This is a genomic window from Isoptericola croceus, from assembly GCF_029382255.1.
Classification (GTDB): domain Bacteria; phylum Actinomycetota; class Actinomycetes; order Actinomycetales; family Cellulomonadaceae; genus Isoptericola; species Isoptericola croceus.
In genome coordinates this window covers 1-23435 of sequence record NZ_JARLLG010000003.1, presented here as the reverse complement: position 1 = coordinate 23435, position 23435 = coordinate 1, and the positions used below count along the sequence as shown (strand labels likewise).

The 23435-nt window shown below is 71.1% G+C and carries 29 protein-coding genes; 10 read left to right on the top strand and 19 right to left on the bottom strand.

The annotated features are described in order from the left end of the window. Window positions 1-22 precede the first annotated feature (22 nt). The 6 genes from PZC42_RS08675 to thrS all read right to left on the bottom strand — a co-directional run bounded on the left by PZC42_RS08675 (window position 23) and on the right by thrS (window position 6096). On the bottom strand, window positions 23-643 hold the full coding sequence (locus PZC42_RS08675; RefSeq protein ID WP_277210075.1) for a hypothetical protein: 621 nt from the start codon (window positions 641-643) through the stop codon (window positions 23-25). Continuing rightward, on the bottom strand, window positions 643-1854 hold the full coding sequence (locus PZC42_RS08670) for a glycosyltransferase family 4 protein (RefSeq protein ID WP_277210740.1): 1212 nt from the start codon (window positions 1852-1854) through the stop codon (window positions 643-645). Before PZC42_RS08670 ends, PZC42_RS08675 begins: the two co-directional genes overlap by 1 nt. 8 nt (window positions 1855-1862) lie before the next feature. Further along, entirely contained in the window at window positions 1863-2819 is a 957-nt protein-coding gene (locus tag PZC42_RS08665; protein ID WP_438802947.1) for a phosphatidylinositol mannoside acyltransferase, read from the bottom strand. Continuing rightward, a complete protein-coding gene (gene pgsA, locus PZC42_RS08660) occupies window positions 2816-3442 on the bottom strand; it encodes a phosphatidylinositol phosphate synthase (RefSeq protein ID WP_277210071.1) in 627 nt (208 codons plus the stop codon). Before pgsA ends, PZC42_RS08665 begins: the two co-directional genes overlap by 4 nt. A 61-nt stretch (window positions 3443-3503) precedes the next feature. Continuing rightward, entirely contained in the window at window positions 3504-4067 is a 564-nt protein-coding gene (locus PZC42_RS08655) for an HIT family protein (protein ID WP_438802938.1), read from the bottom strand. 1 nt (window position 4068) lies between these two features. Then, window positions 4069-6096, bottom strand: coding sequence for a threonine--tRNA ligase (gene thrS / locus PZC42_RS08650; protein ID WP_277210069.1), 2028 nt, complete (start codon window positions 6094-6096; stop codon window positions 4069-4071). Window positions 6097-6259: 163 nt separating this feature from the next. Here thrS and PZC42_RS08645 point away from each other — a divergent pair, with 163 nt between their 5' ends. Together PZC42_RS08645 and PZC42_RS22520 are read left to right on the top strand one after the other, a co-directional pair. Continuing rightward, window positions 6260-7015 (top strand): uracil-DNA glycosylase, encoded by a 756-nt coding sequence (locus tag PZC42_RS08645; RefSeq protein ID WP_277210066.1) that lies wholly within the window; start codon window positions 6260-6262, stop codon window positions 7013-7015. Between the two features lie 91 nt (window positions 7016-7106). After that, window positions 7107-8225, top strand: coding sequence for a mycothiol transferase (locus tag PZC42_RS22520; protein WP_308199833.1), 1119 nt, complete (start codon window positions 7107-7109; stop codon window positions 8223-8225). 38 nt (window positions 8226-8263) lie between these two features. On the opposite strand, the gene PZC42_RS08630 is transcribed toward PZC42_RS22520, so the two are convergent. After that, the gene (locus PZC42_RS08630) at window positions 8264-9196 is read right to left on the bottom strand and encodes an aldo/keto reductase (RefSeq protein WP_277210065.1); all 933 of its coding nucleotides are present in this window, start codon (window positions 9194-9196) and stop codon (window positions 8264-8266) included. Between the two features lie 24 nt (window positions 9197-9220). After that, window positions 9221-10093: an aldo/keto reductase gene (locus PZC42_RS08625; protein WP_277210063.1), complete on the bottom strand. Its 873-nt coding sequence runs from the start codon at window positions 10091-10093 to the stop codon at window positions 9221-9223. 123 nt (window positions 10094-10216) lie between these two features. On the opposite strand from PZC42_RS08625, the gene PZC42_RS08620 reads away from it, so the two are divergent. Next, window positions 10217-11098: a LysR family transcriptional regulator gene (locus PZC42_RS08620; protein ID WP_277210061.1), complete on the top strand. Its 882-nt coding sequence runs from the start codon at window positions 10217-10219 to the stop codon at window positions 11096-11098. Here the strand turns inward: PZC42_RS08620 and PZC42_RS08615 are convergent, their stop codons facing one another. Then, window positions 11099-12385, bottom strand: a complete 1287-nt coding sequence (locus PZC42_RS08615; RefSeq protein ID WP_277210059.1) for a chloride channel protein — start codon at window positions 12383-12385, stop codon at window positions 11099-11101. A 167-nt stretch (window positions 12386-12552) separates the two neighbouring features. On the opposite strand from PZC42_RS08615, the gene PZC42_RS08610 reads away from it, so the two are divergent. The 7 genes from PZC42_RS08610 to PZC42_RS08580 all read left to right on the top strand — a co-directional run bounded on the left by PZC42_RS08610 (window position 12553) and on the right by PZC42_RS08580 (window position 18043). After that, window positions 12553-12753: a hypothetical protein gene (locus tag PZC42_RS08610; RefSeq protein ID WP_277210057.1), complete on the top strand. Its 201-nt coding sequence runs from the start codon at window positions 12553-12555 to the stop codon at window positions 12751-12753. 195 nt (window positions 12754-12948) lie between these two features. Next, complete coding sequence (locus tag PZC42_RS08605) at window positions 12949-13356, top strand: LbetaH domain-containing protein (RefSeq protein ID WP_277210055.1); 408 nt, start codon at window positions 12949-12951, stop codon at window positions 13354-13356. A 94-nt stretch (window positions 13357-13450) separates the two neighbouring features. Beyond that, window positions 13451-13732, top strand: coding sequence for an Rv0250c family protein (locus PZC42_RS08600; protein ID WP_277210053.1), 282 nt, complete (start codon window positions 13451-13453; stop codon window positions 13730-13732). Continuing rightward, window positions 13729-14538 (top strand): succinate dehydrogenase subunit SdhC, encoded by an 810-nt coding sequence (sdhC, locus tag PZC42_RS08595; RefSeq protein ID WP_277210051.1) that lies wholly within the window; start codon window positions 13729-13731, stop codon window positions 14536-14538. Before PZC42_RS08600 ends, sdhC begins: the two co-directional genes overlap by 4 nt. Window positions 14539-14560: 22 nt before the next feature. After that, window positions 14561-16507 carry a fumarate reductase/succinate dehydrogenase flavoprotein subunit gene (locus PZC42_RS08590; RefSeq protein ID WP_277210049.1) on the top strand — a complete coding sequence of 649 codons (1947 nt, stop codon included), beginning with the start codon at window positions 14561-14563 and terminating at the stop codon, window positions 16505-16507. After that, entirely contained in the window at window positions 16504-17253 is a 750-nt protein-coding gene (locus PZC42_RS08585) for a succinate dehydrogenase/fumarate reductase iron-sulfur subunit (RefSeq protein WP_277210048.1), read from the top strand. The genes PZC42_RS08590 and PZC42_RS08585 overlap by 4 nt, the downstream gene beginning before the upstream one ends. 163 nt (window positions 17254-17416) lie before the next feature. Further along, complete coding sequence (locus PZC42_RS08580; protein ID WP_277210046.1) at window positions 17417-18043, top strand: tetraspanin family protein; 627 nt, start codon at window positions 17417-17419, stop codon at window positions 18041-18043. A gap of 8 nt (window positions 18044-18051) precedes the next feature. Here PZC42_RS08580 and PZC42_RS08575 read toward each other — a convergent pair whose 3' ends face one another. The 10 genes from PZC42_RS08575 to PZC42_RS08530 form a co-directional block, all read right to left on the bottom strand. Then, window positions 18052-18633, bottom strand: coding sequence for a hypothetical protein (locus PZC42_RS08575; protein WP_277210044.1), 582 nt, complete (start codon window positions 18631-18633; stop codon window positions 18052-18054). 12 nt (window positions 18634-18645) lie between these two features. Further along, window positions 18646-19275, bottom strand: a complete 630-nt coding sequence (locus PZC42_RS08570; RefSeq protein ID WP_277210042.1) for a DUF6286 domain-containing protein — start codon at window positions 19273-19275, stop codon at window positions 18646-18648. Then, window positions 19272-19628 carry a hypothetical protein gene (locus PZC42_RS08565; RefSeq protein WP_277210040.1) on the bottom strand — a complete coding sequence of 119 codons (357 nt, stop codon included), beginning with the start codon at window positions 19626-19628 and terminating at the stop codon, window positions 19272-19274. Before PZC42_RS08565 ends, PZC42_RS08570 begins: the two co-directional genes overlap by 4 nt. After that, complete coding sequence (locus PZC42_RS08560) at window positions 19621-19800, bottom strand: DUF2273 domain-containing protein (protein ID WP_277210038.1); 180 nt, start codon at window positions 19798-19800, stop codon at window positions 19621-19623. The genes PZC42_RS08565 and PZC42_RS08560 overlap by 8 nt, the downstream gene beginning before the upstream one ends. Continuing rightward, window positions 19797-20132 (bottom strand): Asp23/Gls24 family envelope stress response protein, encoded by a 336-nt coding sequence (locus tag PZC42_RS08555; protein WP_277210036.1) that lies wholly within the window; start codon window positions 20130-20132, stop codon window positions 19797-19799. The genes PZC42_RS08560 and PZC42_RS08555 overlap by 4 nt, the downstream gene beginning before the upstream one ends. 38 nt (window positions 20133-20170) lie before the next feature. Beyond that, window positions 20171-20566 carry an Asp23/Gls24 family envelope stress response protein gene (locus PZC42_RS08550; protein ID WP_306574385.1) on the bottom strand — a complete coding sequence of 132 codons (396 nt, stop codon included), beginning with the start codon at window positions 20564-20566 and terminating at the stop codon, window positions 20171-20173. A 357-nt stretch (window positions 20567-20923) separates the two neighbouring features. Further along, a complete protein-coding gene (locus PZC42_RS08545; RefSeq protein WP_277210032.1) occupies window positions 20924-21553 on the bottom strand; it encodes a hypothetical protein in 630 nt (209 codons plus the stop codon). Window positions 21554-21665: 112 nt separating this feature from the next. Continuing rightward, window positions 21666-21815 carry a hypothetical protein gene (locus PZC42_RS08540; protein ID WP_277210030.1) on the bottom strand — a complete coding sequence of 50 codons (150 nt, stop codon included), beginning with the start codon at window positions 21813-21815 and terminating at the stop codon, window positions 21666-21668. A gap of 26 nt (window positions 21816-21841) precedes the next feature. Then, the gene (locus PZC42_RS08535) at window positions 21842-22405 is read right to left on the bottom strand and encodes a hypothetical protein (protein WP_277210028.1); all 564 of its coding nucleotides are present in this window, start codon (window positions 22403-22405) and stop codon (window positions 21842-21844) included. 403 nt (window positions 22406-22808) lie between these two features. Then, on the bottom strand, window positions 22809-23435 hold a 627-nt coding region (locus PZC42_RS08530; protein WP_277210026.1), incomplete at its 5' end, for a hypothetical protein.

Below are 23435 nucleotides of genomic sequence, written 5' to 3'. Positions count from 1 at the left end.
TACCACCCATCCTACGGGCGCCTCAGGAGAGGTCGATCCCGTCCGGCATCTGGTCGTCCAGCTCGACCGTCTGCGGCAGCGGCGCGCGTCCAGCGAGGCGCAGCCACCGCACGGGGCGCGGCCGACGTGCCCGCTGCGCCTGGGCGACGGCCTCGTTGTGGAAGCGTCGGGCGAGCTGCGCGCGGTACCAGGCGGCCCCGAGATCACCGACCAGCTCGTCGCCAGGACCGGCGGCCCGCAGGGCGGCGACGGTCTCGGCGTCATCGAGCACCGACCGCAGCGTCACGGACAGCTCCGACTCGGAGCTCTCCCGATCGGCGGGCAGCCCCGTCAGAGCGAAAGCCTCGGCCGGCGACGGCTCGGCAGGACCGTCCGGCCGACCAGGGTCGGCCGGCCGCTCGGTGGTCGCCGTCACCGCGAACGCGGCGTCCGCGACGAGGACCGAGCTCGCAGGATCGAGCAGTCCGGACGACGCCAGGTCCAGTGCCGCGCGCACACGGCGGTCGAGCTGTGCCTGCAACGCGAGCCGGGACGCCACCACCTTGTGGTGCAGACGGTCCAGGCGCGATGCCGAGACCCACACGAACCACAGCGCCAGGCCGACGAGGACGACGGCCAGCAGCGCAACCTCCGACCAGCTCATCAGTCACCTCCCACGTCGGCGCGAGATCGGCGCCCGAGCAGCCACGACGACCGCCCGGCGTGCAGGTCCTGACGTACTGTGCCCATGCCCAGCGCCTCCGTGGCCGCGACCGACATCTCGTAGACGGCCTGCACCTGTTCGGTCACCGCGGCCCAGTCGAAGCGACGGACGAACGCCGTCGCCCGGTCTCGGCGTTCGCCGGTCCCGGCCGGGTCGCCGAGCGCCGCGACGACGGCCGCCGCCAGGTCGCCCGGGTCACCGGTGCGGAACAACCGGCCCGCCGTGCCGTCGTCGAGCACCCGCCGGAACGCCCCGAGGTCGCTCGCCACGACACCGGTGCCGGCGCTCATCGCCTCGACGAGGACGATCCCGAAGCTCTCCCCGCCCGTCTGCGGGGCCACGTACAGGTCGGCCGAGCGCAGCAGCGCCGCCTTGTCCGCGTCGCTGACGCCGCCGAGCCACTCGAAGGCAGCACCGTGCTCGCCGAGGGCAGCCTCGGCGGCTGCCCGCCCGGCATCGCCCTTGCCGGCGACGAGGAACCGCGTGCCCGGGTGCGCCGCCAGGATCGACGGCGCCGCCTCGGCGAGCACCTGCAGCCCCTTGCGAGGCTCGTCGAGCCGCCCCAGGAACACCACGGTGGGCGCCTCGGGGGTCCCCTGCCAGCGCTCGGCGCGGGGCGAGTCGGCGAACCGGTCGACGTACACCCCGTTCGGGATCACGACGGCGTCGCCCCCCAGGTGGTCGATGAGCGTGCGGCGCGCGTCCTCGGACACCGCGATGCGGGCGGAGATCTTCTCCAGCGACTGACGCAGCAGCGGGTGAGCGACCTGCAGTGCCCGCGAGCGCACCTGCGAGGTGTGGAAGGTTGCGACCACCGGGCCCTCGGCGACCCACAGGGCGAGCATCGACAACGACGGCGTCATCGGCTCGTGCAGGTGCAGCACGTCGAACCGGCCGGCGTCGATCCACCGTCGGACCCGGGTTGCGGCACGCGGGCCGAACGCCAGGCGCGCGACCGAGCCGTTGTAACGCACCGGGACGGCTCGCCCGGCCGGGGTGACGACGTCGGGCACCTCGGTGTCCTCGTCCGCCGGCGCCAGGACGGAGACCTCGTGGCCCGCGTCGCGCAACGCCTCCGCGAGGTCGCGCACGTGGAACTGCACGCCTCCGGGGGCGTCGAACGAGTACGGGCACACGATGCCCACCCGCAGCGGCCGCATCACGCCTCGCCCGCCGCGGCCCGCGTGCGGGCGTACCGCTGCGGATCGAGGTCTGCGACGAACACCTTCTGGAGCATGTGCCAGTCGGCCGTGTGCTCGGCGATGAACTTCCCGACCACGTCCACCCACGCCTGGGTGAGCTGTTCGACCTGTTCGCGGCGGGTGCCGACGGTGGGTCGCGGCACCGGGGCGTAGAAGCGGATGACGGTGCCCCACGCCGTGCCGGCCCGACGGCGGCGATCGCCGTGGAGGCGCTCGTGGAAGACCCCGACCGGCACGAGCGGCACGCGCGCGGCGAGTGCGAGCGCTGCCGGCCCCGCGGCGACGCGGGCCCGGTGCCCGGCCAGGTCGACCTCGACGCCGCGTGCCGTCAGGTCACGGTCCGCCAGCAGCGGCACCAGTCGCGGTCCGGCCTCGGCGCCGCGCACCAGGTCGCGGAACACGCCGTCGTCACCCAGGGCGAGCACCTCGATGCCGATCGATCGACGGAAGGCGACGAACTTCTCGAACAGCGCCGCCGGCTCGAGCCGTTCGGCGACGGTCAGCAAGGGCGCGATGTGCGGCGACGCCCAGGCTCCGCCCAGGTCCCAGTTCCCGGTATGACCGAGCGCGAGCGCGACGGAGCCGCCCTCGTCCGTGACGGCGGAGACGTGCTCGCGCCCCTCCACCCGGACGCGTGCGTCGAGCTGCTCGGGCGAGGCCCCCTGGAGGGTGAACGCCTCGCGGAAGTAGCGCAGGTACCGACGCATCCCCGTGCGGGACAGCCGGCGCACGGCACGGCCGTCCAGGTCCGGCCGGACCCGGGCGTAGTTGGCCTCCAGCCGGCGCACACCTTCACCGTGCCGCAGCCAGGTGACGTCCGCCGCCACGGTGAAGGCGGCCCGCAGCAGCGGCTCAGGGACCTTTGGCGCGTGGCGCCAGGCGAACGTGTACGCGGCGGCCAGGTCGACCATCAGGCCTCCTCGGTGGTGGGCAGGAGCTGACGTCGCACGGTGGCGATACGCTGCGCCACGGTCACCAGGCTGACGACGGCGAGCAGGGCGAGCACGACGACGAGGACGGGCACGGGCATCCCCGCCTGGACGAACGTGGTCGGCACCAGGGCGATCACCAGGCGGTCGGAGCGCTCGGCGATACCGACGGCCGCACTGGCCCCCACCGACTCCGCCCGGGCGCGGGCGTAGGGAACCACCGAGCCGAGCACCAGGCAGGCGAGGGCCGCCATGGTCCCCGCCACGGCCCAGGGTTCGTCGGGGTGCAGCACGAACCACAGCGTGATGCCGGCGAACACCGCGCCGTCGGACACCCGGTCGAGGGTCGAGTCGAGGAAGGCACCCCACGGGCCGCTGCGGCCGCTCGCCCGCGCCATGACGCCGTCGAGCGAGTCGGTCAGGACGAAGAGCCCGATCAGGAGCGCACCGAGCGTGAGGTGCCCCGTGGGCAGCAGCGTGAGCGCGAGGACGGTGACCACCACGGTGCCCGCGACGGTCACCGCGTCCGGGGAGACACCCCAGCGGATCAGCAGGTTCGCCAGGGGGGTGAACAGGCGCTGCATCGTGGCCCGCAGGCGGCCGAACATGGGTGCTCCTCGTCTCGTCGTGCCGGCGGACCGGCGTCGCCAGGCTAGCGCCCGGGGTCCGTCAGCGGGTGGGCCACGCCGCGGCGAGCCGGGCGCGGGTGTCCGCGAGCAGCTCGGGCAGTGCCTTGGTCCGCCCGATCACCGGCAGGAAGTTCGCGTCGCCCAGCCAGCGCGGCACCACGTGCTGGTGCAGGTGCGCGGCGATGCCCGCCCCGGCCACGTCCCCCTGGTTCAGGCCGAGATTGAAGCCGGCCGGCGCGTACACGGCCCGCAGCACGCGCATCGCCGTCTGCGTCATCGTGGCGAGCTCGGAGGTCTCGGCATCCGTGAGGTCGGTGTAGTCCGAGACGTGCCGGTAGGGCAGGATCATGAGGTGCCCGCCGTTGTAGGGGTACAGGTTGAGCAGCGCGAAGCAGTCGGCGCCGCGGGCGACGACAAGGCCCTGCTCGTCGTCGCCCGCCGGGATGCGGCAGAACGGGCACTGCTGCGGCGTCGTGTCGGTGGGCTTGTCCTGCCCGCCGATGTACACCATCCGGTGCGGCGTCCACAGGCGCGCGATGTCGTCCTCCGGCGGACCGAACCGGTCCGCCGGCACCTGCTCCGGCCCTGTCGCCCCCGCGTCCACGTCAGACCTGCTCGCGGTCGCGCACCGCCGCCACGATCCGCTCGACGGCGTCGGCCACCGGCACACCGTTCTCCTGCGAGCCGTCCCGGAACCGGAACGAGACCGCACCGGCCTCGGCGTCCTCCCCGCCCGCGATGAGCACGAACGGCACCTTCTCCTTGGCCGCGTTGCGGATCTTCTTGCCGAACCGGTCGTCGGAGCGGTCCACCTCGGCACGGATGCCGTGGGAGCGCAGCGTCGCGACGACGTCGGACAGGTAGTCGTCGAACGCGTCCGCCACCGGGACGGCGAGCACCTGGACCGGAGCCAACCAGGCGGGGAAGGCTCCGGCGTAGTGCTCCAGGAGCACGGCGAAGAACCGCTCGATGGAACCGAACAGCGCACGGTGGATCATCACCGGACGCTGCCGGGTGCCGTCCGCCGCGGTGTACTCCAGGTCGAACTTCTCGGGCAGGTTGAAGTCGAGCTGGATCGTCGACATCTGCCAGGTCCGGCCGATCGCGTCCTGGGCCTGGACGGAGATCTTGGGCCCGTAGAACGCGGCACCGCCCGGGTCCGGCACCAGGTCCAGGCCGGAGGCCGTGGCGACCTCCTCGAGCGTCCTGGTCGCTTCCTCCCACGCGTCGTCGGACCCCACGGTCTTCTCGGGGTCACGGGTGGACAGCTCGAGGTAGAAGTCGTCCAGCCCGTAGTCCTTGAGCAGGTCCAGGACGAAGGTGAGCGTGGTCGTCAGCTCGTCGCGCATCTGCTCGCGGGTGCAGTAGATGTGCGCGTCATCCTGTGTGAAGCCACGGGCCCGCGTGAGCCCGTGCACCACTCCGGACTTCTCGTACCGGTAGACCGTCCCGAACTCGAAGAGCCGCAACGGCAGCTCGCGGTAGGAGCGGCCGCGCGAGTCGAAGATCAGGTTGTGCATCGGGCAGTTCATGGGCTTGAGGTAGTAGTCCTGCCCCGGCTTGCGCACGGCCCCGTCGTCGTCCAGCTCGGCGTCCAGGTGCATGGGCGGGTACATGCCGTCCGCGTACCAGTCGAGGTGGCCGGAGGTCTGGAAGAGCTGGGCCTTGGTGATGTGCGGGCTCGCCACGAACGAGTAGCCGCCCTCGATGTGCTTGCGCCGCGAGTAGTCCTCCATCTCGGTGCGCACGATGCCGCCCTTGGGGTGGAAGACCGCCAGCCCCGAGCCGATCTGGTCGGGGAAGCTGAACAGGTCCAGCTCCGAGCCAAGGCGGCGGTGGTCGCGACGCTCCGCCTCGGCGAGGCGCTCGAGATGCGCCTTCAGCTCGTCCTTGGAGGGCCACGCCGTGCCGTAGACGCGCTGCAGCTGCGGGTTCTTCTCGCTGCCACGCCAGTAGGCGGCGGCGCTGCGCATGAGCTGGACGCCGTTGCCGATGAGCTTCGTGCTCGGCAGGTGCGGGCCGCGGCACAGGTCGGACCAGACCACCGTCTCGCTCTCGCGCCCGGCGCCCCGCACGTTGTCGTAGATGGTCAGCTCGCCCGCTCCGACCTCGACGGAGACACCGGCGTCGTCGTCGCCGGCCGACGACGCGCCGCCCTTGAGCCCGATGAGCTCCAGCTTGTACGGCTCGTCGGCGAGCTCGGCGCGTGCCTCGTCCTCGGTGACCACCCGGCGGCGGAAGGTCTGCCCCTCCTTGATGATCCGGACCATGGTCTTGTCGAGCTGCTTGAGGTCGTCGGGCGTGAACGGCTCCGCCACGTCGAAGTCGTAGTAGAAGCCGTCCTTGATGGGCGGCCCGATCCCCAGCCGCGCGTCCGGGTTCACCTGCTGCACCGCCTGGGCGAGCACGTGCGCGGCGCTGTGGCGCAGCACGGCCAGGCCGTCGGGCTCGCTGATCAGCACGGGCTCGACGACGGTGCCCGGTGCCAGCTCGCGCGACAGGTCCAGCAGCTCGCCGTCGACGCGCATCACGACGACCTCGCGGCGGTCCGCGAACAGCTCGGTGCCCGTCGTCGTCGACTCCACCGTCACCGCGGTCGTGGGTTTGGTGGCGTGCGCTACGGCGTCGGACACGGTGGTGCTCCCTGAGGTGATGGGTGGGCGGTCCGGCGGTGCGGGCACCGCCGAGTGGCGTCGCCCGGTGGCGACGCCCCCCGATCGTACCGACCGCAGGCCGCGGCGTCGCACTCGTCGGCGCGCGCGTGCACCGACGCGGCCGGTACGCCACGATCGGGCGATGGGGCCCACCACCGACGACGACACGTATCCCGCCGCTGCGGCACATCTGCCGACGCTCACCGCGCTCGAGGCGCACCTGGTGCGCTGCCGCGCCTGCCCCCGCCTGGTCGAGTGGCGCGAGCAGGTCGCCACCACCCGGCGCGCAGCCTTCCGCGACGAGACGTACTGGGGCCGTCCCGTGCCGGGGTTCGGCGACGAGGGCGCCGCCGTCGCCGTCGTCGGACTGGCCCCCGCGGCGCACGGCGCCAACCGCACCGGGCGCATGTTCACCGGCGACCCCAGCGGGGACTTCCTCTTCGCCGCGCTGCACCGCACCGGCTACGCGAACCAGGCCTCCTCCACCGGGCGCGGCGACGGGCTGCGGCTGACCGGTGCCCGTCTCGTGGCGCCGGTGCGCTGCGCTCCGCCGGCGAACCAGCCCACGCCGGCCGAACGGCACCGGTGCGCCCCGTTCCTCGCCCGCGAGCTCGGGCTGCTCGCGCCGACCCTGCGCGTCGCCGTCGCGCTCGGCGCGATCGGCTGGAACGCCCTGCTGGCCTCCCTCGCCGAGCAGGGCTGGCACGTCTCTCGGCCGCGCCCCCGGTTCGGCCATGGGACCGAGATCACCCTGCGCCGGCCGGGCGACCCCTCCGGTCGGGTGCTGACGGTGCTGGGCTGTTACCACGTCTCGCCCCACAACACCTACACCGGTCGGCTCACACCGTCGATGCTCGACGACGTGCTGCTGCGAGCCCGCACACTCACCGTGTCCTGACCGCCCTGCGCCCGACCGCCCGACGCGACCACCCGGGGCCGCCGCGACGACACCGGACCACCCCGGTTCCTCGGCGACTACGCTCGCGGTCGTGAGTCCCGCACCCCCCGGCCCTGCCCGCGTCACCGTCGTCTCCGGCCCGTCAGGGGCCGGGAAGTCGACGGTCGCCGCGGCCCTCGCCCACGACGCCGGCCGCCCGACCGTCCTGGTGACGACCGACGACTTCTTCCAGGCCGTCGTCACCGGCGGCGTGGCACCGTTCCTGCCGGAGGCGCAGGGGCAGAACGAGACCGTCGTAAACGCCGTCGTCGCGGCCGTCGGCTCGTACGCGCGCGGCGGGTACGACGTCGTCGTGGACGGCGTCGTCGGCCCTTGGTTCCTGGACCGCTACCGGGCCGCCGCGACGCGCGAGGGCTGGGACCTCGCCTACGTCGTCCTGCGCCCGACGCGCGACGTGGCGCTCGCCCGTGGCGCTGCGCGCGGCGACGGCGAGCTGCGCGACCCTGCCGCGCTCGGGGCGATCCACGACGGTTTCGCCGACCTCGGCGAGCTCGAGCCGCACGCCCTGGACAGCTCCGGCCACGACGCCGACGAGACCGCACGGGTCGTTCGCGCCGCGCTCGACGCCGGCGGGTACCGCCTCGCCGCGCCGTCCGGGCGTCCGTCGTCCGCGTACCCCGAGCCCGGCCGGACGGACCCGCCGCTGCAGGCGGACGAGGCGACCACGCTGCGTACGTTCCTCGACTACCACCGGGACACCCTGCGCTGGAAGACGTCGGGCCTCACCGCGGAAGAGCTCGCCACTCCCCTACCGCCGAGCGGCATGACCCTCGGCGGGCTCCTCAAGCACCTGGCGTACGTCGAGTCGAACTGGTTCGCCGTGGTGATGTCCGGTGGCGAGGAGGTCGCGCCGTTCGACACCGTCGACTGGTCCGCGGACCGCGACTGGGAGTGGAACAGCGCGGCCCAGGACTCCCCCGGGGAGCTCCGTGCGCTCTTCGACCGGGCCGTCGCGGCCTCGGACCGCGTCATCGACGAGGCCGTCGCGCACGGTGACGGGCTCGACCAGCTCTCCGTGCGCAAGAGCCGCGCGACCGGCGAGGCGTTCAACCTCCGCTGGGTCCTCGTGCACATGATCGAGGAGTATGCCCGGCACAACGGGCACGCCGACCTGCTGCGCGAGGCGATCGACGGCCTGACCGGGGAGTGAGGACGTCGCGGGCGGCGCCGCCCGCGACAGGGCGGACCTCAGGGCACCGTGTGACCCGCCGCCCGGAAGATCTCGTACCACTCGGCGCGCGTCAGAGGCAGCTCGGATCCCTGGGCCGCGCCGGCGACGCGCTCGGGCGTCGTCGTGCCGAGGACGACCTGCATCTGGGCCGGGTGCCGCGTGATCCAGGCCGTCGCCACGGCGATGGCCGGCATGTCGTAGGTCGCCGCCAGCCGGTCGATCACCGCGTTGAGCTCCGGGTACTCGGGCGAGCCGAGGAACGACCCGGTGAAGAAGCCTGCCTGGAACGGCGACCACGCCTGGATCGTCATGTCGTGCAGGCGGCAGTGCTCGAGCAGACCGCCGTCGCGGTCGACCGACTGGTCGAGGCCGCCCATGTTGGCCGCGACACCCTGGGCGATCAGGTTCGCGTGGGTGATCGACAGCTGGAGCTGGTTCGCCACGAGGGGCTGGGAGACGTACCGGCGCAGCAGGTCCACCTGCCCCGGGGTGTGGTTCGAGACGCCGAACGCGCGCACCTTGCCGGCGGAGGCCAGCTCGTCGAACGCCCGGGCCACCTCCTCCGGCTCCATCAGCGTGTCCGGGCGGTGCAGCAGCAGCACGTCGATGTAGTCCGTGCCGAGCGCCGCGAGCGAACCGTGGACCGACTCGATGATGTGCTCGTAGCTGAAGTCGAAGGACGGCCCGTCGCGGACGATCCCGCACTTCGTCTGGATCGTGAGCTCCGCACGCTCCGAGGAGCTCAGGTTCATCGCCTCGGCGAACCGGCGCTCGCAGCCGTGCAGCTCCGCGCCGTAGATGTCTGCGTGATCGACGAAGTCGATCCCGGCGTCCCGGGCGGTCCGCACCAGCGTGCGGACCTCCTCGTCGGACTTGTCCTGGATGCGCATGAGCCCCAGGACGACGTTCGGGACGACGATGTCGGTCCCGGTCAGGGTGAAGGTCTTCACGGATTCCTCTCGAAGTGGTGCGGGTCAGGCCGCAGCGGCGCTGAGCCGTGCGATCTCGTCGGTCGTGAGCTCCAGGTCCGCGGCCCGGGCCGAGTCCTGGATCGATGCGGGACGCGAGGCGCCGGGGATCGGGACCACGACGGGCGCGAGCGCGAGCTCCCAGGCCAGCGCGACCTGGAACGGGCTCACGCCACGGGACTCGGCGACGCTGCGGAACGCGGAGTACTCCGTGCCGAGCTCGCCGGAACGTGCCAGCGCGATGCCCCCGAGCGGGCTCCACGGGAGGAACGCGATGCCGAGCTCGGCACACAGCTCGAGCTCGGGCAGCGAGGACCGGAACCGCGGCGAGAACTGGTTCTGGACGGACACGAGTCGACCGCCGAGGATCTCGTTCGCCTCGCGGATCTGCTCCGGGTCCGCGTTCGAGATGCCGGCCATCTCGATCACGCCCTCGTCGAGCAGCTCGCGGATCGCGCCGACCGAGTCGGCGTACGGCACCGCGGGGTCGGGGCGGTGGAACTGGTAGAGGCCGATCGCCTCGACGCCGAGACGCTGCGCGGACGCCTTGGCCGCGCTCTTGAGGTAGGTGGGGTCCCCGTCCTGGGTCCAGGTGCCGTCGCCGGGGCGCAGATGGCCGCCCTTGGTCGCCACCAGCACCCCGGAGGTGTCACCGCCGTAGGTGCGCAGTGCCCGGGCGATGAGCTCTTCGTTGTGGCCGACCTCGGCAGCGTCACGGTGGTAGGCGTCCGCGGTGTCGATGAACGTGATGCCGGCGTCGAGCGCTGCGTGGATGGTGGCGATCGAACGGTCCGTGCCGGGCCGGCCCTCGATCGACATCGGCATGCCGCCGAGGCCGACGGCCGAGACGGACCGATCGCCGATGGTGCGCTGCTGCATGGTTCTTCTCCTCGCTGGGCGGGTGGTGCTGAGCACGGCCGTGGCCGCCGCACCGAGCCTAGGAAGGGCTAACCTAGAAGTCCAACATCTGTTGATCATGATTCCTAGAAGCCAGGGGCGTTAATGGAATTCCGCCAGCTCGAGTACCTCGTCGCCCTCGCCGACGAGCGTCAGTTCACCCGTGCCGCCGAGCTCACGGGGGTGTCCCAGTCGGGGCTGTCCGCCGCGATCCGCAGCCTCGAGCAGGAGCTGGGCACGAGGCTGTTCACCCGCACGACCCGTCGGGTCGAGCCCACGCAGGCCGGGCTCGCCCTGCTGCCGTACGCACGCGAGATGCTCACCCAGGCGGCGTCCGCCCGCGACGCCGTCGTCCAGGTCTCGCGGGAGCTCTCCGGCACGCTCCGGGTCGGGTCCGAGCAGTGCCTCGGCGTGGTCGACGTCCCGACGCTCCTCGAGAGGTTCCACCGGCGCTACCCGCTGGTCGAGATCGCCTTCACCCAGGCCGGTTCGCACGAGCTGGTCGCCGGGGTGCGCGACGGCGAGCTGGACGTGGCGTTCGTCGCCACGACCGAGCACGTCGGCGCCCTGCCGCGCACCGAGCTCGGTCGCGAGCCGCTCGCCGCGCTGCTGCCGCCCGACCACCTGCTGGCGGGCCGCTCGTCGGTCGGGCCGGACGAGCTAGCAGGCGACAGCTTCATCGACTTCCACCCGTCCTGGGCCGTCCGCCGCCTCAACGACGAGGCCTTCGGTGCGCTGGGCGTGCACCGTCGCGTCCGCTTCACCGTGAACGACGTGCACACCCTGATCGGGCTCGTCGACCGCAACCTCGGGATCGCCGTCGTGCCACGGCACGTCGCCGCCAAACCGCAGGCCGCTCGCCTGTCCGCCGTCCCCCTCCGGCACGACCCCGGGGCGCCATGGGTGGTCTCGGTGGTCACCGTGCCGTGGGACCGGTCGGGCTCGGCGGCACCACACCTCCTCGAGCTGCTCGACGAGGTGGGCTGATCACCGGGCCGAAGGCGCGCGCTGCTTCGCGATGACCTGCTCCGAGACGAACGCCACGACGACGGCGATGAGCACGATCGGCGCCATCGCCGCGGCGTGCGGGCCCAGCAGCAGCACCACGAGCACGGCAGAGGAGACCGGGTACGGCAGGATCGACGCCGTCGCGGCCGCCATGCCTGCTGCCATCGCCGGGACGGCGCCGTATCCGGGAAGCCCGGAGGCCAGCACTCCCGCTGCCGCGCCGAGCGCCACCGCCGGGAAGATGAGGCCTCCGCGCAACGCGCCGAGCGACACCCCGTACGCCAGCGACTTGAAGAGCAGCAGAGCGACCAGCGCGAGCACTGTCCACGAGCCGGGGTCCGTGGCCAGCGGCGCGAGGAGCCCCTGGCCCGAGAGCGTGACCTCCTGCGGGGACCGACCTGTCGCCAGGGCGTACGCCCCGGCGCACAGCCCGACGACGAGGGCGGCCACGACCGCGGCCACGAACGGCCGGCGATCCGCGACCAGCTTCGTCCACCGGCCCAGGTGGTGCACCTGACGGACGGCGAACGCAACGAGGATGGCCACGGGAACGGTCCACAGGATGTCGGCCAGGTCGGGGCGCTGCGGTCCGTCCATCGCGGGCAGGGCCAGCGACGAGATCTCCAGGCCCGTCCAGGACCCCATGCCGGTGAACACGAGCGCGCCGACCCCCGACGAGAGCAGGCAGGGCAGGACCACCCGTGCGAGCCTCGGCCCGGCGATGCCCGCAGCCTCGAGCACGAAGACGGCCGCGACGAGCGGGCTGCCGAAGATCGCGGCGAGCGCCGCGGCGGCGCCGGCGACGGTGAGCAGGGCCCGGGCCGTCGGGTCGTCTGCCCTCGCGATCGGCCGCACGAGCAGCAGCGCGACGGCGGAACCGAGCGCGAGGAGCGGCGCCTCGGGCCCGAGCACAGCGCCGAGCGGCAGCCCGCCGAGCGCCGCGAGCAGGATGCCGGGCACGAACGACGCCGGCACGGGGCCGAGAGCGAGCCCGTCCACCGGGACGTGCCCACCACGGCCCGGCAGCCACCTGATCGCGGCGCCGACGGCCAGCCCTCCGAGCAGCAGCCATGGCAGTGCCCACCACCACGGCGTCGTCGGGAACCCGGCGGCCTCGGGCAGCGTCTCCCACACGGCATGCTCGATGGCGTGCAGCAGCGCCAGGAAGGCGAACGCCACCAACGAGACAGGGATCCCGACACCTGCCGACAGCAGGAGCAGGCCCACGTACCCGCGGGTGCGGACCGCCTCCTGCGCCTGGGTCACCAGGTACCCCTCCCGGTTCGGGCGAACCTCTGGTCGTCCGCCCCGATCATCGGGGCCGCGCGGGAGACCCGCAACAGGCGGTCCACCCTCGCGAATGTCGTGTGAGGTGACTGTGAAGGTGGCCGCGTCGACGCGACCGCCCCGGTGGCGCCTCGCACAATGGCTACGTGCGTACGTCCGAGACACCCATCTTCGATTCCCTGGCCCGCGAGTTCGAGTCGCAGCGGCCGCTGATCCATGTGGCCTCGGCACTGGGCGGCGATCCGTTCGGGGACCCGCTGTCGCGCACGAGTGCTGCCGACGTCTCCTTCTCCGCCCCGCGCGGCCCGCTCCCCCGGCGGTCGCGCCCGGAGGGCTCGCCCGCCTGACGCCCGACGACCTGAGCGAGACGGGCAGGTTCGCGCTCCCGGAAGGCCTCGACGAGGCGGCCGGTCCGAGGCCTGACGGCCACCGCTCCCGGCGTCCCGGAATCTCCCGAGCCTCGAGGACGTTGAGAAGAACAGCACAAAGTCCACGTCCCGGTGCGGGCCGCCCGGCCCCCGGGACCCACCGAAGGGGGCCGTATGCCACGCATCCGCATGCCCAAGCGCATCGAGTTCGAGAACGACGCCGGTCAGACCGTCCGTTACGTCCGCCACGGCGACGGCGGCTACGTCTCCCCACAGGCCGACGTCGCCGCAGACGCCGTGATCGGCCGAGGTACCTACGTCGAGGGCGGTGCCCAGGTGCACGCCGGCGCCCGCATCGGCGAGGTCACCTGGGTCGACCACGGCGCCGTCGTCGGCCGGGACGCGCGCATCGGGAGCAGCGTCCACCTCGGCCCCGGCTCCTTCGTCGGGGCCGGAGCGCGGGTCGCCGACCACGTCCACCTCGGGCGCGACGTACGCATCGAGGCGTCCGCGACCGTGGAGGCGGAGGCCTCGGTGCCGGACGGCGAGGTCGTCCGGCACCGCTACGCGCAGGCCGCCTGATCCCCCGTGCACTTGCCGGACCGGGGCACTCGCGGCAGAGTCTGAGGTGACGCACCTCACGACGGCGTGAGGTGCCTCGCACTGGAGGTGCCGGATGACGTCCACCGAGCTTGCCTCGCTCCACCGCGCGATCGACGAGCTGCGCCACAGCGTGGCGGAGGTGCACCACGCCTACGGAGACGTGCCCGGGGTGCGTCGGCTGAGGAACGACCTCGAGCGGCTGGAGATCGACGCGGGCGAGCTGATGTCCGCCCCGCCCGTGCGGGCAGACGACCTGCCGGAGCACGTCGTCGTCCCGGACACACCGCTGGACGAGTCCATGTGGAGCGGTGCCGACGACGAAGGGGTCGGCGGCTACCACGGCGACCGGCCGTGACGACGTCCGCGCGAGGTGTCGACGCCCCCGGGCGCGCCCAGATCGACGCGCGAACGCTGCGGGCGGACCGGTGGTGGCTGCCGCCCGCCGCCACCACGGCCGGGCTGCTGGTCTTCCTCGTGTACGGCGGTGTGCGGGCGTTCCAGCAGCAGTACTTCTTCGCCGACGAGCGGTACCTGACACCGTTCTACTCACCGTGCGTGTCGCTGGGCTGCGCGTCGGAACCGGGTGCGGCGCACTTCGGGATGTTCCTGCCCGACCATCCGCTCATCCCCTATGCGGCGCTCAGCCTGCCGTTCCTGCTGCTGTTCCGACTGACCTGCTACTACTACCGCAAGGCCTACTACCGGTCGTTCTGGCTGTCGCCGGCCGCGTGCGCGGTGCCGGAGCCGCACGCGACGTACACGGGCGAGACGCGCTTCCCGCTGATCCTGCAGAACTCCCACCGGTACTTCTTCTACCTCGCGGCCGTGATCGCGCTCATCAACACCTACGACGCGGTCCTCGCGTTCAGGCATCCCGCGGACGGGTTCGTCGTGGGCGTGGGCAACCTCGTGCTGCTGGTGAACGTCGTGCTGCTGTGGGCCTACACGGTCTCGTGCCACTCGTGCCGGCACGTGATGGGCGGCCGGCTGACGCACTTCTCGAAGCACCCGGTGCGGTACCGGATCTGGACCTGGGTCTCCGGGCTCAACACCCGGCACATGTTCTTCGCGTGGATCACGCTCGGCACGCTCATCCTCACCGACCTCTACGTGATGCTCGTCGCCCGCGGCACGATCGTCGATCTGCGGATCATCGGCTAGGAGCCTCGATGGGAGAAGTACCTTGACGGAGACCGAACGGCACGACTACGACGTCCTCGTCATCGGTGCAGGCGGCGCCGGGCTGCGCGCCGCGATCGAGGCGCGCGAACGCGGGCTGCGCACGGCGATCGTGTGCAAGTCGCTGTTCGGCAAGGCCCACACCGTCATGGCGGAGGGCGGGTGCGCCGCCGCGATGGGCAACGTGAACTCGAACGACTCGTGGCAGGTGCACTTCCGCGACACCATGCGTGGCGGGAAGTTCCTCAACAGCTGGCGGATGGCGGAGCTGCACGCCAAGGAGGCTCCCGACCGCGTCTGGGAGCTCGAGACGTACGGCGCGCTGTTCGACCGCACGGACGACGGCCGGATCCACCAGCGCAACTTCGGGGGCCACACCTACCCGCGGCTCGCGCACGTCGGCGACCGGACCGGCCTGGAGCTCATCCGGTCGCTCCAGCAGCGCATCGTCGCACTGCAGCAGGAGGACCATGCCGCCGGCGGCGACTACGAGGCACGGTTGCGCGTCTTCGCCGAGTGCACGGTCACCGAGATCCTGAAGGACGACGACGGCGCGATCGCCGGAGCGTTCGGCTACTGGCGGGAGTCAGGCCGGTTCGTCGTCTTCTCGGCGCCCGCGGTCATCCTCGCCACGGGCGGGATCGGGAAGTCCTTCCAGGTGACGTCGAACTCCTGGGAGTACACCGGCGACGGCCACGCCCTCGCCCTGCGCGCGGGGGCGAACCTCGTCGACATGGAGTTCGTCCAGTTCCACCCGACCGGCATGGTCTGGCCGCCCAGCGTCAAGGGCATCCTGGTGACCGAGGGCGTGCGCGGTGACGGCGGGGTGCTGAAGAACTCGAACGGTGACCGGTTCATGTTCGGGTATGTCCCGGACGTGTTCAAGGGCCAGTACGCACAGTCCGAGGACGAGGCCGACCGCTGGTACGACGACCAGGAGAACAACCGCCGCACGCCCGACCTCCTGCCCCGCGACGAGGTGGCCCGGGCTATCAACACGGAGGTCAAGGAAGGTCGCGGCTCCCCGCACGGCGGCGTCTACCTCGACATCGCGAGCCGCATGCCTTCCGAGGAGATCCAGCGGCGTCTGCCGTCGATGTACCACCAGTTCAAGGAGCTGGCCGACGTCGACATCACCGCCGAGCCGATGGAGGTCGGCCCGACGTGCCACTACGTGATGGGCGGGATCGAGGTCGACCCGGACTCCGGGCGGTCCAGCGTGCCCGGGCTGTACGCGGCCGGCGAGTGTGCCAGCGGCATGCACGGCTCGAACCGGCTCGGTGGCAACTCGCTGTCGGACCTGCTGGTGTTCGGGCGCCGCGCCGGGCTCGGAGCGGCCGGCCATGTCGAGTCCCTGGAGCGTCGTCCGGCCGTCCGTGACCGAGACATCGCCGCCGCCGCAGCCACGGCGCTCGCACCGTTCGACACGCCGTCCGATCCCGCCGACGCCGAGAACCCGTACACCCTGCACAGCGAGCTGCAGAAGGCGATGAACGACCTCGTCGGGATCATCCGGACCGAGGCCGAGATGTCCGAAGCCCTCGACCGGTTGGGCAAGCTGCGTGAACGCCTGCGAGACGTCGTCGTCGAGGGACACCGCCAGTACAACCCCGGATGGCACCTCGCGCTGGACCTGCGGAACATGCTGATGGTCGGCGAGGCCGTGGCGACGTCGGCCCTGCTGCGCACCGAGAGTCGCGGCGGCCACACCCGCGACGACTACCCGACGCTCGATCCCGCATGGCGCCGCCGGGTGCTGGTCACCCACGTCACCGAGGACACTGACAGCCCGGCGGACGACACGGTCGCGCCACGGGTCGACGTCGAGCCCGCGGAACGCACACCGATGCGCGAGGACCTGCTCGCCCTGTTCGACCTCGAAGAGCTCGAGAAGTACTACACGGGGGGCGAGCTCGCGGCGCACCCGCAAGGCGGGAGGAGCGCACCATGAGCTACACCGGCCGGTTCCGCGTCTGGCGCGGGGACACTGACGGCGGCGCGTTGCAGGACTTCGAGGTGGAGGTCAACGAGGGCGAGGTCGTGCTCGACGTCCTGCATCGGCTGCAGGCGACGCAGACCCCGGACCTCGCGGTGCGGTGGAACTGCAAGGCGGGCAAGTGCGGGTCGTGCTCCGCGGAGATCGACGGCCGCCCGCGGCTGCTGTGCATGACGCGGATGTCGGTGTTCGGGACCGACGACGTCGTGACCGTGACACCCATGCGCACGTTCCCGGTGATCCGAGACCTCGTCACCGATGTGTCGTACAACTACGCGAAGGCCCGCGAGGTCCCGTCGTTCACGCCCCCGGCGGACCTCGCGCCCGGCGAGTACCGCATGCAGCAGATCGACGTCGAGCGGTCCCAGGAGTTCCGCAAGTGCATCGAGTGCTTCCTGTGCCAGGACACCTGCCACGTCGTACGCGACCACGAGGAGAACAAGGAGGCGTTCGCCGGCCCACGCTTCCTCATGCGGGTGGCCGAGCTCGAGATGCACCCCCTCGACGTCGCGGACCGGGTGCCCGCCGCCCAGGAGGAGCACGGGCTGGGCCGGTGCAACATCACCAAGTGCTGCACCGAGGTGTGCCCGGAGGGCATCAAGATCACCGACAACGCGCTCATCCCGATGAAGGAACGCGTCGCGGACCGCAAGTACGACCCGCTCGTCTGGTTGGGTCGGACGATCTCGCGGCGCCGTTGACCCTCTGAGCAGGGCCGGATCCACCGTCGTCCGGGAATGCGAGCAGGATTCGGTCCGTGCATGGTGTTGCCAAGGGCGATGACCTCGTCGAGACGCCCCCGTCGCGCAGCACACTCGGATCACGGGACGCGCGGCTCCGGTCGAGAAGACTCGGGAGGCTGTCATGACGGATCCGGACTCTCCGAGGGAGAGCGGGCCAGGGCGCCGGCACGACGAGCGCGAGGACATGGTCGCCACGCAGCGGGAGCGGTTCGGCGGGATCAAGTTCGGGTCGGCGTTCTTCGGGTGGCTCACCGCCACCGGGCTGACTGTGCTGCTCATGGGCCTCGTCTCAGCGATCGGCGTCGGGGTCGGCGTGGCCAACGACGTCGATGCGGGAGCACTCAGCACTGAACTACCCGGCACGGTCGGCCTGATCGGCGCGATCGTGCTCGCGGTGATCCTGTTCGTCGCCTACTTCGCCGGCGGCTACGTGGCCGGCCGGATGGCCCGCTTCAACGGGGCCAGGCAGGGGTTCGCGGTGTGGCTGTGGGCGATCATCATCGCCGTCCTCCTGGCGATCGTCGCCGTCGTGGCAGGGAACCAGCTCAACGGCCGGGGCGAGCTCGACGCCTTCCCTCGGATTCCGATCGACGAGGGAGACCTGACCGTCGGCGGCATCGTCGCCCTGGTCGTGGTCCTGCTCGTGATGTTGGCGGGCGCGATCCTCGGCGGGATGGCCGGGATGCGCTTCCACCGCAGAGTCGACCAGGCCGGTATCGACGAGACGAGAACAGATCCGCACGCCTGAGCGGGCACTCACCTCACGTGTCGCTCGACATCGCCCCGCCGCGCGACCGTGAGATGTACCCGGCCGGCGAGCTCGTGTCCGAGCACACGGCTGGCGTCGCCCAGTGTCTCGTCCACCCGCCGCACCACGGTGTCGAGATCTGCCAGGGGAGCCACGCGGACGCGCCCCACGACGACGAGCGCGTGGTCCTCCTCGGCCAGTCGCAGACTCGCCCCACGCACCTGCGGGTCGTCCTGGAGGACTGATTCGGCCGCGGCCGCGACGGTGTCCGGCTCGATACGGAGGCGGTCACCGGAGCGCGAGCCGGGCAGGCCCAGCACCTTCGTGCTGGTGCCCGGCCGGTGCGCGAGGATCCACCACAGGCCGAACAGGATCAGGAGCAGTGCGGCAGCACCGGCCGCGATCGGCCACCAGCCGGCCGACGCGGCCACGTCGACGCCACTCATGTCGAGGCGGTCGTCGGGCGACGCGATGTCGCGCAGCAGGCCGGCGCCGATCGCGACCGCGGCCGCACCGGCGATGACGAGTGCGAGCCCCACGATCGTGAGAACCGTGCGGTCGGCGACGGCGATGCTGCGACGTCTCCTCATGATGTCCCCTTCTCAGCGGGCCCGGACGCGGACCGACGGCGGGGACGCGAGGAGTTGCAGGCGTCGTCCGACCGCCTGCTCGACCTCGCCCCGCACGTGCTCGGCACCCGTCGACTCGACTCTGACCGTGACCCGGCGCGCGGAGGCCGTGGAGGATGCTCCGAGCACCCCGTCCACGTCCTCGGCCGCGGCAGAGGCGAGGCGCGCGACGTCCTTCGGGCGCAGCACGACGGCGGGCGCCGGCTGCAGGCGGGTATACCGCGGGCCAGAGTGCCACGCCGCCCACAGGAGCAGGACGCCGAGCACGACGGCGACAGCGCCGGCCAGCAGGGCGCTCGGGCCGAGCGCCGCTCCCTCGAGCCCGTTCGCGGCCCCGGTCACCCAGCCGTCCTCAGGTACCAGGCCGCCGACCGCACCTGACGCCGCCACGGCTTCCTGACCCGCGACCACGCCCATGCCGACGACCAGCCCGGCCAGCACGATGGCGACGGTGCGCGGGACCGCCGCCGACCGGCGCATGCGCGCGGCCTGGACAGCCGGCTCCCGGTGGGCGCCCTCAGCATGCCCGACGTCGGGACCGGGTCCGGTCTCGGGCTCGGTCCCCGCTCCCCCGGTGTCGCCCGGACGCATGACCTCCGTCATCGCACCGTCCTCTCACTTTGCCGGCCGCTCGCCCGCCCGGGCACGACGGCGGCGACCGTGACGACGAGGTCGTCGACGCTCACGCCGACGTCCCGCTCGAGCTCGCCCCGCACGGCGTCGCGCACCCGGGCCGCGACATCCTCGGCCGGCTCGGGCCACTCCGCCGCGACCCGCGCACGCACCCGGGCACGCTGTCCGGCCAGCTCGACCTCCACGTCCGGGAGCTTGTTTCCCGTGAGGCGGCTTCCGACGGCGCACGACGCCGTGGCGGCTGCCTGACGCGCGACCTTGACCACCACGCGGTCCTCGAGGACCACGCGCCCGGGCAGGCCGCCAGCACCGCTGTCAGCCACGACGACGGCCACCGGCGAGTGAGCCCAGGTCGACCCGTCCGTCGATCACCGCGCCGATGGCGAGGCCGAGCCCGCCGAGCACGAGTCCGAGCAGGAACCCGACGAACCCGCCGGTGGTGGTGGCGATCGCCAGCAGCAGACCTGCCAGCAACCCGACACTGAGGTAGTTCATGTCCGTTCCTTCCCCGTGGGGTCATGGCTCCCCGCCGCTGTGACGGGGTCGAGCTCGACGTCGTCGACGTGGACGTGGACCGCCGATACCGGCACCCTGCCGTCCGTGAGCAGCACCTGCCGGGCGGTCTCGTGCACCCTGTCGGCGACGACGCGAAGGTCGCCGGTCGCCTGCAGCACGACGTGGACGTGTAGGACGTCGGCGGCAACCCGTACCCCCGCGATGCGCTCCCCTGGCAAGTAGGTCGCGTACTCCGACACCCGCCCACCGGTGAGGCGCACCACGCCGGGCACCGCCTGCACGGCGTCGTGCACCAGTCGCTCGACCGCCACGGGCGATCCCGGAGCGCTGCCTGGGGAGACGTCGGCAGTCACTGGACCCGCGACTCCTGCGCTTGGTCGTCGGACGACGTCTCGTCGTCGTCCTCGGGCAGCCAGACGTCGCTGACGGTCACATTGACCTCGATGACCTTGAGGCCCGTCATGCGCCCGATGGACGTTGCGACGTTGCGCCGCACGGACTCGGCCACGTCGGCGATCGCGACGCCGTACTCGGCGACGAGCTCGACATCGACCGCGGCCTCCGTCTGCCCGACCTCGACGTTGACGCCCTGCGAATAGTTCGTCGACCCACCCGGGATGCGCTCCCGGAAGGCGCCGAACGCGCGAGCGGCGCCTCCACCGATGGCGTGCACACCGGCGACCTCTCGCGCGGCGACTCCGGCGATCTTGCTGACCACCACGTCCGCGATGGTCGTCGTCCCCAAGTCGCCGCTCAGCGCGGACCGCTTCCCTGTCCGTTCTGCAGATCGTTCACCCGAACCCTGCGAGCTAGCCGGGGAACTGGTCCGCTCGGTCTCCTCAGTCATGTCGTACCCCTCTCGGTGTCTGCCGCGTCGGTCCACGACCGCGGTGCGCTCAGGACCACGGCACGTCCCCTTACTGAAAGTGTCATCAGAATCCGGAGTGCTCGCACTCGGGTTGAGCACGAGTCCACCCCACGACGGTTGCCTCCTGACCCCGTCAGGGCTGTGGTGGATGGGCGCGGTGCAGATCTCCCCCGAGCTCAGAACCCGGCGCAAGAGACCCCGGTCTCGCCCGTCCTCGCCTGTGCGCACGACGGATCACTGCGAGTGGCGTGGTCCCTGCTTGCCATCGGGATCGACGATCCAGTCGGCCGTGACCTCCAGAAGGATCTCAGGGTCATTGTTATGCACGTACGTGGCGCGGGCGACGTCGATGTCTTCCTCGCACCCACCACCGGAAGTCCCTCGAAAGTACTCATCAACGACCCACCGCCCATTCTCGCGGACCACTCGTTGGCTCACCGTGCTGAAGCTGTTGACCTCGACGAACTCAAGCTCATCACCAACCGGGGTGATCGTTCGCCATTCGGTCTCTCGGGGGAGCGTGGCTCCAGCCAGGGTCCAATGAGGCGACTGGTGGATGCAGGTGACGACCTCCGCCGAACCGTCACCGTTGTCGATGATGTCGAGGACGGCGATCTGGTCAGGCCCCTCGTAGAGCTTCTGATCACCCTTACGCAGATCGCCCTCGGTCAGGTTGTACAGGTCCGAAATGTGAGGGTAGCTGTTCGGTGTCATGGTGGCGCGCAGCTCGGGGGTGGAGTAGTTGAACGCGTTGGCAGAAGCATTCGCCCACAGGGTGTAGTTGTAGAGGGCCTGGGCGCGAGGGTCGTCGACGAACTCGCCCGCAGGCGGCTGACCGTCCTGCCACATGACCTCGGTGTTCACCTCCAACGGCTCAACAGAGCAACCCGTCAGACCCGTGGCAGCCAGAACCACAAGCACCGGGGCGATCAGAACACGGCGAAGGGCAGCAGAACGCAAAGAAGGTCGCCTACTCTCAAGGATCGGAGACAAAGTTCCGGAACGTGTGGAACTTGTCGGCATTGGTGTTGAAACTCAGCTCCCGGTAGGTCGAGCCTTCGTCCAGAACGTCAGGACCGAGCCTGCCAGCCTCGACGGCCGCAACGACGAACTCGTCGAACATCATGGACGGGAAATGAATGGCTACGCCAACTACTTCTCGACGCCCTGCTTGCCGTCGGGATCGACCAGCCAGTCGGTCGTGACCTCGAGAAGGAACTCGGGATCATTATTGTGATCGTAGGTACCACGGGTGACATCCGCTCCCGGATCGCAAACCTCGGTGTTGTACGCGTAATGCTTATCGACAACCCATCGCCCTTCGACATCGATAATCTCGAACGTTGCGGGACGGAAGAAGAGTGGCTCGACCCGTTCGATCCCATCGCCAATGGCGGTGATCTCATGCCGTTCGTTCTCCAGCGTCCTACCAGCCTTTGTCCAGTACGCCGACTTACGATGGCAGGTCTTCACCTCGATCAGCCCGTCATCGGTCTCGACAATATCCTCGATCACGATCTGGTCCGGCCCCTCGAACAACCGCTGATCATTGTTCGTGAAACTGGCATCGACTCTATTGTACTTGTCTGAGACAGTGTGGCTCGCGAAACCCTTCGCCTCCTCGGCACTGGCTGCCATCAGTTCGGCCAGTTCTAGTGCGGAGTAGTTGAAGGCGTTGGCTGAGGCGTTGAGCCACCTGGTGTACTCGAACACCACCTGGGCGCGCAGATCGTCGGCCAGACCACCACCCGGTGCACGGTCGCCCTCCCAGGTGACTTCCGCCGCACCTGGACAGGCTCAGGGGCGCACCCCGCAGCGGTGACCGTGACCAACAGCACCGCCGCACTGGCGGTCACGGCACGACGAAACATGGCTGCACGAAACATGGAGGGGACCTTACTGGGAGCGAAGCGTGGAGTGAGAGATGTGCGTGGCGAACGTGCCGAACTGGCCCGCATGGGTGGTGAACTTCCCTTGTTTGTCGCTGTCGCTCATCGTCCCGATCAGGTCAGCGTCCGCGAGGTTGTCGACGAACGTCCCCGGACGCGGTCCCACATGTGCGCAACCTCTCCGTCGCGACGGTCTCGCACATCCTCGCCCTGCACGCCCCCCCCCCGGATCACTGCGAGTGGCGTGGCCCCTGCTTGCCATCGGGATCGACCATCCAGTCGGTCGTGACCTCCAGAAGGATCTCAGGGTCATTGTTGTGCACGTACGTAGCCCGGGCGACGTCGCCGGGGTCGCATTCCGGACCACCACCGCCGGAGTACCTGTCGACGACCCAGGTTCCTTTCTCCTCGGCCACCTGATGGGTCGCCGTGCTGAAGCTGTTGACCTCGACGAACTCAAGCTCATCACCAACCGGGGTGATAGTCCGCCATTCGGTCTCTCGCGGGAGCGTGGCTCCAGCCAGGGTCCAATAAGGCGACTGGAGCACGCAGGTGACGACCTCCGCCGAACCGTCATCGTTCTCGATGACATCGAGGACGGCGATCTGGTCTGGACCCTCAATGAGCCGCGGCTCACTATCGCGCATACGGCCCTCGGCTCGGTTGTAGAGGTCGGTGATGTGGGGGTAGCTGTTGGGGGTCATGGTGGCGCGCAGCTCGGGGGTGGAGTAGTTGAACGCGTTGGCGGAAGCATTGCGCCACAGGGTGTAGTCGTAGAGGGCCTGGGCGCGAGGGTCGTCGACGAACTCGCCCGCAGGCGGCTGATCGTCCTGCCACATGACCTCGGGGTTCACCTC